Genomic DNA, 13,128 nt, shown 5'->3' on the forward strand with positions numbered 1-13,128 from the left:
TGATGTCGGAACCGCTGCGGGTCGCGATGGTCGGCTACGCGTTCATGGGGGCCGCGCACTCGCAGGCGTGGCGCACTGTCAACCACGTCTACGACCTGCCGGCGCCGGTCCGGATGCAGGTGCTCAGCGGCCGGTCCGCGACGGCGGTCGCCGCCGCGGCCGGCCGGCTCGGCTGGGCGGAGCACACCGACGACTGGCGCACGCTGCTCAAACGCGACGACGTCGACCTGATCGACATCTGCGCGCCGGGCGACGTGCACGCCGAGATCGCGATCGCGGCGCTCGCCGCGGGCAAGCACGTGCTCTGCGAGAAGCCCCTGGCCAATTCGGTGGCCGAGGCCCGCTCGATGGTCGCGGCCGCTTCCGCCGCGCAGGCTTCGGGCGTACGGGCGATGTGCGGCTTCAACTACCGCCGCGTTCCCGCCGTCGCGCTGATGCGGCAGATGATCGCGGACGGGAAGATCGGCACGATCCGGCACGTCCGGGCGTCCTACCTGCAGGACTGGATCGTGGATCCGGAGTTTCCCCTGGTCTGGCGCCTGCGTAAGGAGGTGGCCGGTTCCGGGGCGCTGGGTGACATCGGCGCGCACATCGTCGACTTGACCCAGTTCGTCACGGGCCGGCACCTCACCGAGGTGTGCGCGCTGACCGAGACGTTCGTCAAGTCCCGGCCGCTGCCCTCGTCGTCGGCGGGCCTGTCCGCAGCCGGTGACTCGTCGGCGTTCGGCGCGGTCACCGTCGACGACGCGGTGCTGTTCCTGGCCCGGCTCGGGGACGGGGTGGTCGGCACGTACGAGGCGACCCGCTTCGCCACCGGGCGCAAGAACGGCCTGCACGTGGAGATCAACGGCTCGCTGGGGACGCTGGTCTTCGACTTCGAGCGGATGAACGAGCTGCAGTTCTACTCCCTCGAAGCGCCCGCCGAGCAGCAGGGTTTCACCCGGATCCTGGTGACCGAGCCGACCCATCCGTACATGTCGGCGTGGTGGCCCCCGGGGCACCTGATCGGTTACGAGCACACGTTCACCCACCAGGCGCACGACCTGGTCCGGGCGATCGCCGAGGGTGCGGATCCCACCCCGTCGTTCGCCGACGCGCTGCAGGTCCAGTTGGTCCTGGACGCCGTGGCCCGGTCCGCCGAGACGTCCGCGTGGACCCGCGTAGAGGAGGAATCATGACCCGCCCGATCACGCTCTTCACCGGTCAGTGGGCCGACCTGCCGTTCGAGGAGGTGTGCCGGCTCGCCTCCGGCTGGGGTTACGACGGCCTGGAGATCGCCTGCTGGGGTGATCACCTCGACGTCGCGCTCGGCGCCACCGACCCCTCGTACATCGATGGTCGGCGGTCGATCCTGGAGAAGTACGGCCTGAAGGTCTACGCGATCTCCAACCACCTGACCGGGCAGGCGGTCTGCGACGACCCGATCGACCAGCGCCACCAGGACATCCTGTCGCCCGCGGTGTGGGGTGACGGCTCCCCCGAGGGTGTCCGGCAGCGCGCGGCCGCCGCGATGATGGACACCGCGCGGACCGCGGCCCGGCTCGGCGTCGACACCGTCGTCGGTTTCACCGGCTCGTCCATCTGGAAGTACGTCGCGATGTTCCCGCCGGTCACCGCCGCCATGGTCGACGCCGGCTACCAGGACTTCGCCGACCGCTGGAACCCGATCCTGGACGTCTTCGACGAGGTCGGCGTCCGCTTCGCGCACGAGGTGCATCCTTCGGAGATCGCGTACGACTACTGGACAACCCGCCGAGCCCTGGAGGCCATCGGCAATCGGCCCGCGTTCGGGCTGAACTGGGACCCGTCCCATTTCGTCTGGCAGGACCTGGACCCCGCCGATTTCATCCTGGAGTTCGCCGACCGCATCTACCACGTCGACTGCAAGGACGTGAAGCTCGCCGTCGGCAACGGGCGCAACGGCCGCCTGGGCTCGCACCTGCCCTGGTCGGACCTGCGCCGCGGCTGGGACTTCGTCTCCACCGGTCACGGCGACGTCCCGTGGGAGCGCTGTTTCCGGGCGCTGAACTCGATCGGCTACTCCGGCCCGATCTCGGTCGAGTGGGAGGACGCCGGCATGGACCGTCTCGTCGGCGCGCCCTCAGCCCTGGAGTTCGTCCGCGGCCACCTCTTCGATCCGCCGGCCGCGGCGTTCGACGCCGCCTTCAGCACCCGCTGACACAGCTCCCCACACCCCGACGCCCGCCGACACAACGCCTCCCGGCGCCCGCTGACACAACACTTCCCGGCGCCCGCCGGGACAACGCCTCCCGGCGCCCGCCGGGACAACTGCTGTCAGCGTCCGCTGAGAGCATCTGCTTTCAACGGACGCTGACACACAGTCCGCGAGGTTGGCTCTCGGGCACGGCTCCGGCCGCGGCGGCAGGTCCCGGCTGGTTCTCATGGGCTTTATCCGTCCCGGATAACGCCCATGAGAACCAGCCGGGACCGCGAGCCGCGCCGCTGCCCGGGCCCACAGCAGGTTGGCGTCCCGTATCGAGTGGTGCCGTGCACCGGGCGTGCGCCGGGTCTCGGACGTGGGCGTGCGCCGGGCATCGGACATGCGATGGGCGCCGGGCGTCGGGCGCCAGGCGCCGGACGCCAGGCGCCGGACGCCGGGCGTCGGACGTCAGGCGGGCTCAGGGCGTTTGTCGGGCGGGCGTCGGGCGGGCGCGGTGAACCCGTGGGGGTCTCGGTCAGTAGCGGAAGTGGCTGACCATGGACTGCAGGTTGTTGGCCATCGTGCTGAGCTCGGTCACCGCCTGCTGCGACTGCGCGATGCCCTCCGTGCTCACCTGCGTCGCCGTCGCCAGGCCGTTGATGTTGGCGGCGATGTCACCGGCGCCGGAGGCGGCCAGGGCCACGTTGTGACTCATCTGCTCGGTGGTGGCGGTCTGCTCGGCGACCGCTGCCGCGATCGTCGCCTGGAACTCGTTGATGCTGGCGATGACCGAGGTGATCTCGCCGATGGCGGTGACCGCGCCCGCGGTGTCGGCCTGGATGGCCTGGACGCGGCGGGAGATGTCGTCGGTGGCGCGGGCCGTCTCCTGGGCGAGTTCCTTGACCTCGCCGGCGACGACCGCGAAACCCTTGCCGAGCTCGCCGGCCCGGGCCGCCTCGATGGTGGCGTTCAGGGCGAGCAGGTTCGTCTGCTCGGCGATGCTGGTGATCACCTTGATCACCTCGGCGATCTCGGCGGAGGACTCGCCGAGCTTGCCGACCTGGGCGGTGGTCGCGTCGGCGACCGACACGGCCTGTTCGGCGACGCGGGCGGCCTCGGTGGCGTTGTGGGCGATGTCGCGGATCGAGACGCCCATCTGCTCGGTGCCCTGGGCGACGTTCGAGACGTTGTCGTTGACGCCCGCCGCGGCGGCCGAGGCGGTCTGCGCCTGGGTGGAGGCCTGCTCGGCGGAGAGCGACATGGTGCTGGCGGTGGCGGTGAGCTGCTCGGCCGCGGCGGCGACCGCCTGCGCGGAGCCGGCCACCGACGAGACGACCCGGCGGGTGTTGGCCTGCGCCTCGTCGAGTGCCCGGGCCATCTGGCCGACCTCGTCCTGCCCGCGGACGTCGGCGGCGACGGTCAGGTCACCGCCGGCCATCGCCTGCAGCGCGGTCCGGACCCGCTGCAGCGGCCCGGTGATCGAGCGGACGATCAGGTTGGCGAGCACGATCACGGCGATCGCGGCGACCGCGACGGCGAGCCACAGGAGGCGTTCGGCGGTGGCCCGGCTCTTCTCGGCGTTCTTGTTCGCCCGGGCGACGGTGTCCAGGAACAGCGCCCGCTCGTTGGCGAGCACCGCGCTCATCAGGTAGTTGTCGACGCCGACCTGCTCCCAGGCGAGCCGGGCGCCGGCCTGGTCCGCAGCGGCCGAGGCGACGAACCGGGTGAGCGTGGCCGTGTAGTCGTTGGTCACCGCCTTGATCCGGTCCACCGACGCCGCCAGGCCGCTGGGCAGATCGATCGCCTCCAGCTCGGTGAGCAGTTGCTCGGCCGAGGCGACCCGGTCCTTGAGCAGGTCGGCCTGCTTGGCCGGGTCGCTGCGGACGATGGCCTGGATGCCGTTGGCGCGCATCTCGCTGGCCTCACGGTCCAGCTGCAGGACCCGGGCGCTGGCCGTGTTCAGATTCTCCAGGTCACGCGCGGTGTTGCCGGCGGTCCTGTCGCTGACCAGGGTCACGCCGACGCAGACGGCCAGGGCGACGAGACTCGCGGCGACCAGGACGGTCAGCTTGGTGCGGACCGACAGGTCGAGAAAGCGCTGGATCATCAGGTCATCCCGCCAGCTGGTCGGCGGTGTAGTACCCGCCGTCGACCAGCACCCGCTCGTAGTTGGTGCGATCCACGTTCACCGGCTGCAGCAGGAACGTCGGGACCACCTTGACGCCGTTGTCGTACTGCTTCTCGTCGTTGACCTCGGGCACCCCGCCGAGCAGCAACGAGTTCGTCATCTGCACGGCCACCTTCGCCAGCTCGCGGGTGTCCTTGTAGACGGTTTCGGTCTGAATGCCCGAGGCGATCAGTTTCGCGGACTCCAGCTCGGCGTCCTGCCCGGTGACCACGGGCAGTTTCTTGTAACCGTTCTCCTGGAGCGCTTCGATGATCGCGCGGCTCAATCCGTCATACGGGGAAAGGATGGCATCGACCTTCGTCCCGCGCAGCGGGCCGGCCAGCAGGCGTTGCATGCGTTTCTTGGCGACCGCGCCGTCCCAGCGCTGGGTGGCGACCGTCTTGAAGGCAGTTTCTCCCGAGACGACCTTCAAACGACCTGATTTGAGGTACGGCGTCAGAATGCTCATGGCGCCGTTGAAGAAGAACGTGGCGTTGTTGTCGTCGGCGGAGCCCGCGAACAGTTCGATGTTGTCGGTTCCACCGGTGCTGCTCAGCTTCAGCGCCTTGACGATCGCGCCCGCCTGCAGGACGCCGACCTTGAAGTTGTCGAAGGTGGCGTAGTACGTGATGTTCGGGGTGTCGCGGATCAGCCGGTCGTAGGAGATCACCGGCACCTTGGCGGTGGCCGCGCTGGCCAGCACGTCCTTGAGCGCGGTCCCGTCGATCGCGCCGACGACCAGCGCCTTCTCCCCGCCGGCGATCATGGCTTTGATCTGGCTGATCTGCTTGTCGACGTCGTCCTCGGCGTACTGCAGATCGGTCTTGTAGCCGAGCAGCTCGAACTGCTGCGCGATGCTCTTGCCGTCACCGACCCACCGGGCCGACTTGGTGGTCGGCATCGCGATGCCGATGGTGCCTCGATCCGGCTGCTCGACTGTCGTCTCGTCCCCACTGCCGCTGCAGCCGGCGGCCGTGGCGAGCACCATCGACGCGGCGATGATCCAGCGCATGGCGCACCCCCTCTTCCCCATGATCGGCCCTCGGGCGGGATGAGTGAGGACTATTCGGGACCTTCGGCCACAACCTTGTCGCCGGGGACCTCGAGGGTGCGGCCGTGCCCGGTGCGCTCGTTCAGCGATGCGGGCACGGCCGTCGCGGCGGACCCGGGCGCCGGCCGCGCGGCGAGGGCGGGCACCGCGCTCAGCGAGCCGTCCGGATGGCGGACATACCAGGCGGAGGTGTATGCAGCGATTTCCACGACAGCACGGTCGGCAACCCGGCCCCGCCGATGATTGCCGATCCAGTGCCGGTCCGTCTCGGGACGGTTGAGGTCAGTGGTCGTCGTCCGGCCACTCGTGCGGCGTGACGGTCCACGGTTTGGCGGGGTCGTCGCGCGTGGCGGCGTGACCGGTCGGCAGGGTGGCCAGCTCGGCGACGGCCGGATCCTCCTCGGCGAGGTGGCTGATGCAGGCCAGCACTGTGGCGCCGGGCAGGTTCGGATCGTTGACGCCGTCGCCGACCAGCCAGTCGTTGTGCTCGTCGTGGATGACGACGCGGGCCGGCTCCTCGCCGGTCAGCACCGTGCGCTGCACGACGGCGCCGAGCAGGTCGGGGAAACGGGCGTCGGGGAACGGGAAGTCGACGTTGCGGAGAATATGGCCTGACACACCCGTTATTACTGGTGACGACCTCCGGAGGTTACGCGGTTCCGGCTTTCTCCCGTCGCGGCGGGTGGCGCCGCCGGGCACCGGGCCGATCAGCCGTTGATCAGCAGCCAGGCGCGGACCGCGGCGAAGTCGGCGTCGGCGAGCCCGGTGAACGGGTGCACCCGGCGCAACAGGGCGCGGCCGGGGTGGTGCGCCGTGATCCACCGCTGATCGACATCGGTCACCTCGTCGTCCAGCCAGACGAACGGGCGCCCCGCCGCGTACGCCACCAGGAAGCCCGTCTTCCAGTGCAGCCCCGGCACCGGGTTCTCGTCCGGCCAGTCCACCACCGGCAGGGCGGGCAGTCCCAGCCGGGGCGAGACGACCTCGTTGGCCTCGTCCATCCAGGTGGTCGCCCAGATCAGCTCCCCGGCGAGCCCGAGCAGGCGTGGCCCGTCGGCCGGGTCGATGCGTTCGAGCAGTGGATTGCCGCCGGCCGGTTCCCGCGGCACGCCCGGCACGACGCGGGCCCGGAGCGGGATCACCGTGCCGTCGACGTCCAGGAAGATCAGCGGGCGGCCTGTCACCGCCGCACCGTACCGTCAGACTCGGGCAAGGGCCAACGACAGCGGCGCCCCGGCCGTCACCGGCGGGCCGGTGCGGGTGGACGCCAATCGGCGTACCGGGCCATGGAGCGCAGGGCCAGCCGCGGCGGGATGACGCGCATCAGCGTGTTGCGCACGGTGACGGCCAGGGGGTTGTCCAGTTGCTGGCCGAAGCGGCCGACCAGCCGGGACGCTCTCGCGACCTGCTGGCTGCGCGGCCGGCGCAGCGCGTCGTAGGTCACCAGGCCGTCGGGGCGATCGGCGACGCCGGCCAGCACCACGGCGTCCTCCAGAGCCTGGTTGGCACCCTGTCCGAGGTTGGGGGTCATCGCGTGCGCGGCGTCGCCGAGCAGCACCACGCGCCCCCGGACGTACGTGGGCAGGGGCTCGTCGAGGCAGGCGAGGTCGTCGCAGAGCACCGTGCCGGTGGCGGCGATCAGCGCCGGGATCGGATCGTGCCATCGCAGGAACCGCTCGGGAACCGCGGTGTCCTGGCCGGTGGCCCCCAGCGCCGCGGTGTTGATCGCGGCGAACCAGTAGACCCGGCCGTCGACGAGGGGCACGACGCCGAACTCGGCGCCCCGCCCCCAGGTGATCGCGACGACCAGGTCACCGTCCCAGGCGGGTGTCACGCCGCGCCAGGCACGCACCCCGATCGGCCTCGGCGAGGCGGCCCGCGGCCACAGTGACCGGCGGATCGCGCTGTGGATGCCGTCGGCCGCGACGACGAGGTCGGCCCGCGTCCGGACCGGGCCGGCCGGGCTCTCGTACGTGACCTCGCCCTCCTCGGTGACGGCGGTGACCCGTGCGCCGGTGCGCACCGTGCCGGCGGGCAGGGCGTCGAGCAGGATGCGGTGCAGCTCGGCACGGTGCACCCCGATGGCGGAGGTGCCCAGCGCGCGGCTCAGCTCGTCGGCGGGGATGCGAGCCAGCCACCGGCCGTCGGGCAGGCGGGTCCCGCCGGGCAGGTCGGGAACGCCGTGCGCCCGGACCGCGTCGCCCAGGCCCAGCACGTCGAGGCAGCGCATGCCGTTGGCCTGGAGCACCAGGCCCGCTCCGACGGGCCGGAAGACCTCGACCCGGTCGAGCACCGTCACCTCCCAGCCGGCCTGTCGCAGCCCGACGGCCGCGCCGAGGCCACCGATCCCGGCACCTACCACCACTGCCGTGCGCGTCATGGCCCGCCTCCGCTTCTACAGGTGTAGAAATCGATACTACAGCTGTAGAAAGGGGGGCCGCCACCGTGGCCACCGACCGGTTCGCCGTACTGACCGACGCGGCGATCGACGTGCTGGCCGAGCACGGCATGCGCGGCCTGACCCACCGGGCGGTCGACGCCCGGGCCGAGCTGGCCCTCGGCACCACCTCGGCGTACTTCCGCACCCGCAAGGCCCTCATCGAGGCGGTCGTACGCCGCCTGGCCGAGCTGGACCGGGCCGACCTGGAGACGGACCGGCTCCCCGCCGAAGCGGGCGCACCGGCTGTCGACCTCGGCGACCCGGGCGCCGTGGCCGCCGGCATCGCCGCGGTGCTCGACCGCTGGCTCAGTGCGGGGCGGACCCGTACCCTCGCCCGCTTCCTCTGCCTGCTCGAAGCGACCCACCATCCGGAGCTGCGCACGATCCTCGCCTACGGTGACGTCTTCCGCCTCCAGGCGACCGCCATGCTGGCCAGCGCCGGCGTCGAGAACCCGGAGCAGGCCGGGAGCCACCTCGTCGCCTGCATCGACGGGCTGCTCTTCGACCGCCTGGCCGGCGCCGGCTCGCGCACCGCGCCGCAGCCCGGCACGGCGGCGAGCCGCGACGACCTGGCCACGGCGGTCGAGACCCTCCTGCGCGCCTTCACCGCCACAGGTTCCCGTTAGCTTGTCGTTCTAGCCTCCACTACTGCCTGGTGTCACCACGGACCACCTCGCGGCGTCCCCGAAGGCCACTACGGTGCGAGCCGGTGCGGCGATAGCGGCGAGACCGAACGCGCGTCCCCTGCGGCAGGTGAGTGCACCCAATCCCGGTAACGGCATCGCGGCCTGGCCGAATGTGTTCAGAGCCGATCGGTGCGGCTTGTCGCCTACCGGGAAGGTCCGCCGAGTTGTCGGGCCGCATCGTGGTAGAACGAGACCAGCTGAGCCATGGGGATGGCCCTACGGGAGACGGCGGACAGGTCGATGCCCTCCTTGGTGAACGGGGGCGGTCACACGCTGAAACCCTCGTCGAGGCCGAGAGTTCGAACGTCGCTTTGCCATCCGGGCCACCGCAGCGTTTCGTAGAACCGGTCCAGCGAGCCGCGCAATATCGCGTTCAGGCACTCGGCGTATCCCTGTTGCGCGGCGGCCACGGCATCTGACACTTCTGAACACGCTGATTGATCCACACGAGCTGTCACAGCCGTCCACACTCGGCCGACAGCGGAGCACGGCGTACTCGCCGTGCCTGCCCTCGCGGCTATGGACGCTCGCCGCACCGAAGGCGGCCCTACCCTGTGACGCGCGACGTATGACAAATGGGGGCGTCCCGGAAGCGGGGCAGCATCCGCCTTCTGGCTTCGCTACGGTGCCACACGGATCGGCTCCCAGCGGGCTCGCTGCCAGGCCCGTTGAAGGGCGGCTACGAGTTCCGGATCGCTTGGAAAGACCAGCTCGTCCACTGCGGCGATCGGCTGTGCCGGGCAATGGGAGTAGGTCGCGGCAGCAGCTGTCATCTCCTTCAACGACTCGCGCGTCATTCACCGGCTCGTGTCCGGAACGCCAAGCTCCCGAAGACCATCCCGAAGGAGCTTCATGGTGATCCCGGCAAGGTGGGGACCGTCAGGCCAGACGATCTGGGTGCCGTCCCAGAAAGCGATGTTCCATGCCGACCCTTCGCTCAGTGATCCGTCCCGCCCCGCGAAAAGCACGTCGTCGAAGCCGGCGTTGCGCGCCTCCAGGCAATGGAACGTCAGTCCCAGCGTCGCCATGTGTTTGAGACGAGGAAGGTCCCGCTCGTACTGAACGGTCCGCACTCGCAACGGCGGCCTTCCAGTGTCCCGGACCGGATCAGAGACGGCCATCATCACATCGGTGCGGGTCTTGTCGGTGGGGCTGGGAAGAACCGTCACCCGGACGGAAGCATCAACCTCGGTGTTCAGCGCATGGTCGATGAAGATTCCTGATCTGCTCGTGCGACGGCGGGGTGGCGTTGGGAAACAGCATCGCCGAGCCTTCGTCCAGACGACTCAGGTGAAGCGACAGGCCAGCCACAGCCCTGCCGCGCACCTGCATAGAGGTGTAGTGGCCGTAGTTCCACGTGGCCGCCCGATAGACTGCTTCGACGCTCGCCGGCTCACCGTTGATCTCCACGAGTGTCACTGAACCATGGTGTCATCCTCACGGATGTCCACCGCTTCCCCTGCCGCCCATCGCGCTTACAGCGGCAGCAGCGGATGCCGAACGATGGGGCTCCCACGGTGCCAGCATGCCCCGGCCTGGAGGCCGCGTCGCTGCGCCGTTGGCGGCGATTACAGCGAGTGCTGGCCGACTCATCAGGGCCGCGCGGCCTGGTGTTGGCCGTCTTACCGAGAGCTGTCCGACCGGTTCTGGGTAGATCTCTCCGGAGCACCCTCGGTCAGCTGCTGGAACCGGCTCAGCGCCGAGGCAGGCCCATCGGGTTGGGGTACGGGACGACCGCGTTGGCGGCCGTGGCCAACGGCGCCAGTACGCCCGCCAGCCGTTCCTGCTCGGCGACGCTCAACGCCGCCCAGGGCTGAGCGGCGAGCCGATCGGTCCGGTTCTCCACGTCTCGGTGCACCGCCAGCCCCTCGCCGGTGGCCCGGCCCGACCCGTCCACCAGCCCACGGGCGGCCAGCTCCCCGACCGCAGCATCCCACTCGCCGTCACTCCAGCCCCGGTTGGGCTGCAGCTGGTCGCGGCCGCCGTGCACGCCGTGCCGCAGGACGAGCGCCTGACAGCCGGTCAGCTCGGCGTTGACCAGTGCGGCGATGTGCCCATCGCCCCGGTGCTCCCGCAACACCGTGGCCGCCTGCCAAAGCCGGGCGAGCGCATCGCTGGGACGCGGCAGCACGGCGTTGGCGGCGCCCAGTGCCCGGCCCTCCGTCCCGGCCGCCCCGGCGGCAGCCTCCAGCAAGTCCGCGGCCTCCACCCACCGCGCGGGCTCGTCCGGCATGATCGCTCGCAACGCCGCGACCGCGCCGGTGAGGCGGGCCGCCAGTGCCTGTTCCGGCGTCGCCCGTTGCCACACATCCGGCACGGCACGGGCCACCATGGCCGGCGCGAAAGAGAAGAACAACGCGGCGACCGGCGCCGCCGTCACCGCGCCCAGCGGGGCTGCGCGCCCGGCGAAGTATCCACGCCAGTATCCGCGCAGCCCGGCGTTCTCGAAGGCGATCCGCGCCTGGGGTGCGAAGTACGTGACCGCATGCACCGGCTCGTACAGCTGCCACAGATTTCGAGCCGCGCTCGCGATAGTCATGCCGCCGATCCAAGCGCACACTCCGCCGTCGGTGAACAGCCAATCGCGGCTTCGTGGCGACGAGGCCGGCGCCGAGTGTCAGCTGTCCGGGTCGTCCTTGTTCTCGCCGGCGGATATTTACGATGCCGTTTCTTCGTGGTGTCCCCACCCCGGAACGAGGGCGGCGACTCGTTCCAACTGCTGGTGCTGGGAGCGTAGGTCGAGCGCTCCGAGGCGGATGACAATGTGGCGGGCGCCAGCGTCGATATAACGATTGATGGTCGCGCGCACTCGATCGAACGAGCCGGCTACGACGGCTTGGATCTTCTCGAGTTCGTTGAGCGACATGCCGTAGGTAGCGGTGGCGTACCTTTCCATTGCTCTGCGGCCGCCGTCTTCATCTTCGTCGATCAGTACGGTCACGAACAGCGCAGGCGTGATCGCGTCGGTCGCGCGGCCGGTGTCCGCCGCGGCCTTGTGTATCCGGAGCAGACCGGAGGCGTAGTCGGCAGGGTCGGGCGGGTAGGGCAGCCATCCGTCGTACAGACGACCGGTGCGGACCATTGCGGCGGGTGTGGCACCACCGAGCCAGATGGGCGGCCCGCCTTCACGGAAGGGCCGTGTCGCGGGTGGAAGGTTGTCGAAGTGATAGAACTCGCCCTGGAAGCTCATGGCGCCGCCCCACACTCTGCGCCACAGCGCTACGGTCTCATCCAACCGGGCGAAGCGCCGGGACCACGGAACCTCGGACAGTGTGTAGAACGGCCGCCCGAAGCGGCCGGGAAAGCCGGCGCCGACCGCCACGGCCAACCGGCCGCCGGCAAGAAGGTCTATCGACGCCAGCGATTGAGCCGCTTGCAGCGGTCGGCGCAGGAACGGAAGTAACGCACCCGTGCCCAGAGTCACGGTGGCTGTGCTCGAGGCGAGCGCGGCGAGCATCGTCAAGGCCTCGATGCGCGGGCTGATCAGGGAGTCGTTGACAAACAGCGAGGAAAAGCCGAGCCTTTCGGCCTCGCGGCCGAAGGTGACCAGGTCACGAGGGTCGTCGGCGGGGCCCCACTGAGCTTTGCCGGTTGGAAGAAGTACGCCGATGTCCACGCCGATGATGCTCACTGTCTGCGTAGCCATCCGGCAATTCCCTGGAGGGTATGGCCTGCCAGGCCCGATTGCGGCTACAAACGGACCATGGACTTCCCTCGGGCGCTGCGTGAACGGCGTATCGAGCGGCGTATCAGCCAGCTCGAGATGGCCTCGCAGGCCGGTACGACCCAGCGACACCTGAGTTTCATCGAATCAGGCCGATCAATTCCGGGACGCGGCATGGTGTTGCGCCTGGCCGAGACGCTGAACCTTCCGCTGCGTGAGCGCAATGAGTTGCTGCTGGCCGCCGGGTACGCGCCCGCATACCCGGAAACGTCGCTCGACGATGCCGCTTTGGCTCCGGTACGCGACGCGCTCGGCCACATCCTCGACGGACACCAGCCTTATCCTGCCCTGATCGTCGACCGTACCGGTGCCATGATCGCGGCGAACCGGGCGTTCGGCCTGATCGCCGAGGGGGCCTCGGCTGATTTGATCGGCCCCGGTCGCAATGTATATCGCTTGGCTCTGCACCCGAACGGGATCGCACCGCGCATCCGCAACCTCGCCGAATGGGGACGTCACATCCTCGCTCGGCTCGGGCATGCGGAAGAGCTTCGCGACGAGTTGTCAGAATACGTACCCGAGCTCGAACCGCCGTCCGGACAGCTCGGGTTCGCAGTACCGCTGCAACTGGAGTCGACCTATGGCGAGTTGCGTTTGATGACAACCGTGACGACATTCGCTACAGCGACGGACATCACGCTCACCGAGCTGAAACTTGAAGCTTTCCTGCCGACCGACGCCTCCACAGCTGACGCGTTACGCGCAGCCGATATCGCAGACTGATTATCTATACCTGAAAGCTCTCGTCTCGGCACAGCAGGACCCCTGTCCGCGTCGGGATGACAACCGGGTTGACAGCGGGCCAGCCCGAGCGCGGACAGCGGCAGAAGAGGGCGCTGCTGAACGTCCAGTGCCGCGCGGCTGGTCTTTTCCTCACGCGCGTCGGGTGAAAGCCAATG

15 protein-coding genes are annotated in these 13,128 nt (G+C 69.8%); 4 read left to right on the forward strand and 11 right to left on the reverse strand.

Features of this window, described 5'->3' with window-relative positions; genetic code table 11:
- Window positions 1-2 precede the first annotated feature (2 nt).
- Both Acy02nite_RS00635 and Acy02nite_RS00640 read left to right on the forward strand, forming a co-directional pair.
- Window positions 3-1,178 carry a Gfo/Idh/MocA family protein gene (locus Acy02nite_RS00635; protein ID WP_203737432.1) on the forward strand — a complete coding sequence of 392 codons (1,176 nt, stop codon included), beginning with the start codon at window positions 3-5 and terminating at the stop codon, window positions 1,176-1,178.
- Window positions 1,175-2,179: a sugar phosphate isomerase/epimerase family protein gene (locus Acy02nite_RS00640; protein WP_203737434.1), complete on the forward strand. Its 1,005-nt coding sequence runs from the start codon at window positions 1,175-1,177 to the stop codon at window positions 2,177-2,179. The genes Acy02nite_RS00635 and Acy02nite_RS00640 overlap by 4 nt, the downstream gene beginning before the upstream one ends.
- 517 nt (window positions 2,180-2,696) lie before the next feature.
- Here Acy02nite_RS00640 and Acy02nite_RS00645 read toward each other — a convergent pair.
- The 6 genes from Acy02nite_RS00645 to Acy02nite_RS00670 all read right to left on the reverse strand — a co-directional run bounded on the left by Acy02nite_RS00645 (window position 2,697) and on the right by Acy02nite_RS00670 (window position 7,759).
- On the reverse strand, window positions 2,697-4,268 hold the full coding sequence (locus Acy02nite_RS00645) for a methyl-accepting chemotaxis protein (RefSeq protein ID WP_203737436.1): 1,572 nt from the start codon (window positions 4,266-4,268) through the stop codon (window positions 2,697-2,699).
- A 4-nt stretch (window positions 4,269-4,272) separates the two neighbouring features.
- Entirely contained in the window at window positions 4,273-5,340 is a 1,068-nt protein-coding gene (chvE, locus tag Acy02nite_RS00650; RefSeq protein WP_203737438.1) for a multiple monosaccharide ABC transporter substrate-binding protein, read from the reverse strand.
- Window positions 5,341-5,390: 50 nt separating this feature from the next.
- A complete protein-coding gene (locus Acy02nite_RS00655; RefSeq protein ID WP_203737440.1) occupies window positions 5,391-5,588 on the reverse strand; it encodes a hypothetical protein in 198 nt (65 codons plus the stop codon).
- Window positions 5,589-5,661: 73 nt separating this feature from the next.
- Window positions 5,662-5,997 carry a hypothetical protein gene (locus tag Acy02nite_RS00660; RefSeq protein ID WP_203737442.1) on the reverse strand — a complete coding sequence of 112 codons (336 nt, stop codon included), beginning with the start codon at window positions 5,995-5,997 and terminating at the stop codon, window positions 5,662-5,664.
- Window positions 5,998-6,086: 89 nt separating this feature from the next.
- On the reverse strand, window positions 6,087-6,563 hold the full coding sequence (locus tag Acy02nite_RS00665; RefSeq protein ID WP_203737444.1) for an HAD domain-containing protein: 477 nt from the start codon (window positions 6,561-6,563) through the stop codon (window positions 6,087-6,089).
- Between the two features lie 56 nt (window positions 6,564-6,619).
- Window positions 6,620-7,759, reverse strand: a complete 1,140-nt coding sequence (locus Acy02nite_RS00670) for an FAD-dependent monooxygenase (RefSeq protein WP_203737446.1) — start codon at window positions 7,757-7,759, stop codon at window positions 6,620-6,622.
- A 65-nt stretch (window positions 7,760-7,824) separates the two neighbouring features.
- On the opposite strand from Acy02nite_RS00670, the gene Acy02nite_RS00675 reads away from it, so the two are divergent.
- Window positions 7,825-8,445 (forward strand): TetR/AcrR family transcriptional regulator, encoded by a 621-nt coding sequence (locus Acy02nite_RS00675; protein ID WP_203737448.1) that lies wholly within the window; start codon window positions 7,825-7,827, stop codon window positions 8,443-8,445.
- 326 nt (window positions 8,446-8,771) lie between these two features.
- Here the strand turns inward: Acy02nite_RS00675 and Acy02nite_RS00680 are convergent, their stop codons facing one another.
- From Acy02nite_RS00680 to Acy02nite_RS00700, 5 genes are all read right to left on the reverse strand, one after another.
- Window positions 8,772-8,927, reverse strand: coding sequence for a DUF2625 family protein (locus Acy02nite_RS00680; RefSeq protein ID WP_203737450.1), 156 nt, complete (start codon window positions 8,925-8,927; stop codon window positions 8,772-8,774).
- A 375-nt stretch (window positions 8,928-9,302) separates the two neighbouring features.
- Complete coding sequence (locus tag Acy02nite_RS00685) at window positions 9,303-9,722, reverse strand: aminotransferase class IV (RefSeq protein WP_438820860.1); 420 nt, start codon at window positions 9,720-9,722, stop codon at window positions 9,303-9,305.
- On the reverse strand, window positions 9,688-9,924 hold the full coding sequence (locus Acy02nite_RS00690; protein ID WP_203737454.1) for an aminotransferase class IV: 237 nt from the start codon (window positions 9,922-9,924) through the stop codon (window positions 9,688-9,690). Before Acy02nite_RS00690 ends, Acy02nite_RS00685 begins: the two co-directional genes overlap by 35 nt.
- Before the next feature lie 274 nt (window positions 9,925-10,198).
- Window positions 10,199-11,044: an SCO6745 family protein gene (locus Acy02nite_RS00695; protein WP_203737456.1), complete on the reverse strand. Its 846-nt coding sequence runs from the start codon at window positions 11,042-11,044 to the stop codon at window positions 10,199-10,201.
- A 117-nt stretch (window positions 11,045-11,161) separates the two neighbouring features.
- Window positions 11,162-12,151 carry an LLM class flavin-dependent oxidoreductase gene (locus Acy02nite_RS00700; protein WP_203737457.1) on the reverse strand — a complete coding sequence of 330 codons (990 nt, stop codon included), beginning with the start codon at window positions 12,149-12,151 and terminating at the stop codon, window positions 11,162-11,164.
- Window positions 12,152-12,208: 57 nt separating this feature from the next.
- Here Acy02nite_RS00700 and Acy02nite_RS00705 point away from each other — a divergent pair, with 57 nt between their 5' ends.
- The gene (locus tag Acy02nite_RS00705; protein WP_203737458.1) at window positions 12,209-12,952 is read left to right on the forward strand and encodes an MmyB family transcriptional regulator; all 744 of its coding nucleotides are present in this window, start codon (window positions 12,209-12,211) and stop codon (window positions 12,950-12,952) included.
- Window positions 12,953-13,128: the final 176 nt, after the last annotated feature.

This window comes from Actinoplanes cyaneus (genome assembly GCF_016862095.1).
GTDB lineage: Bacteria > Actinomycetota > Actinomycetes > Mycobacteriales > Micromonosporaceae > Actinoplanes > Actinoplanes cyaneus.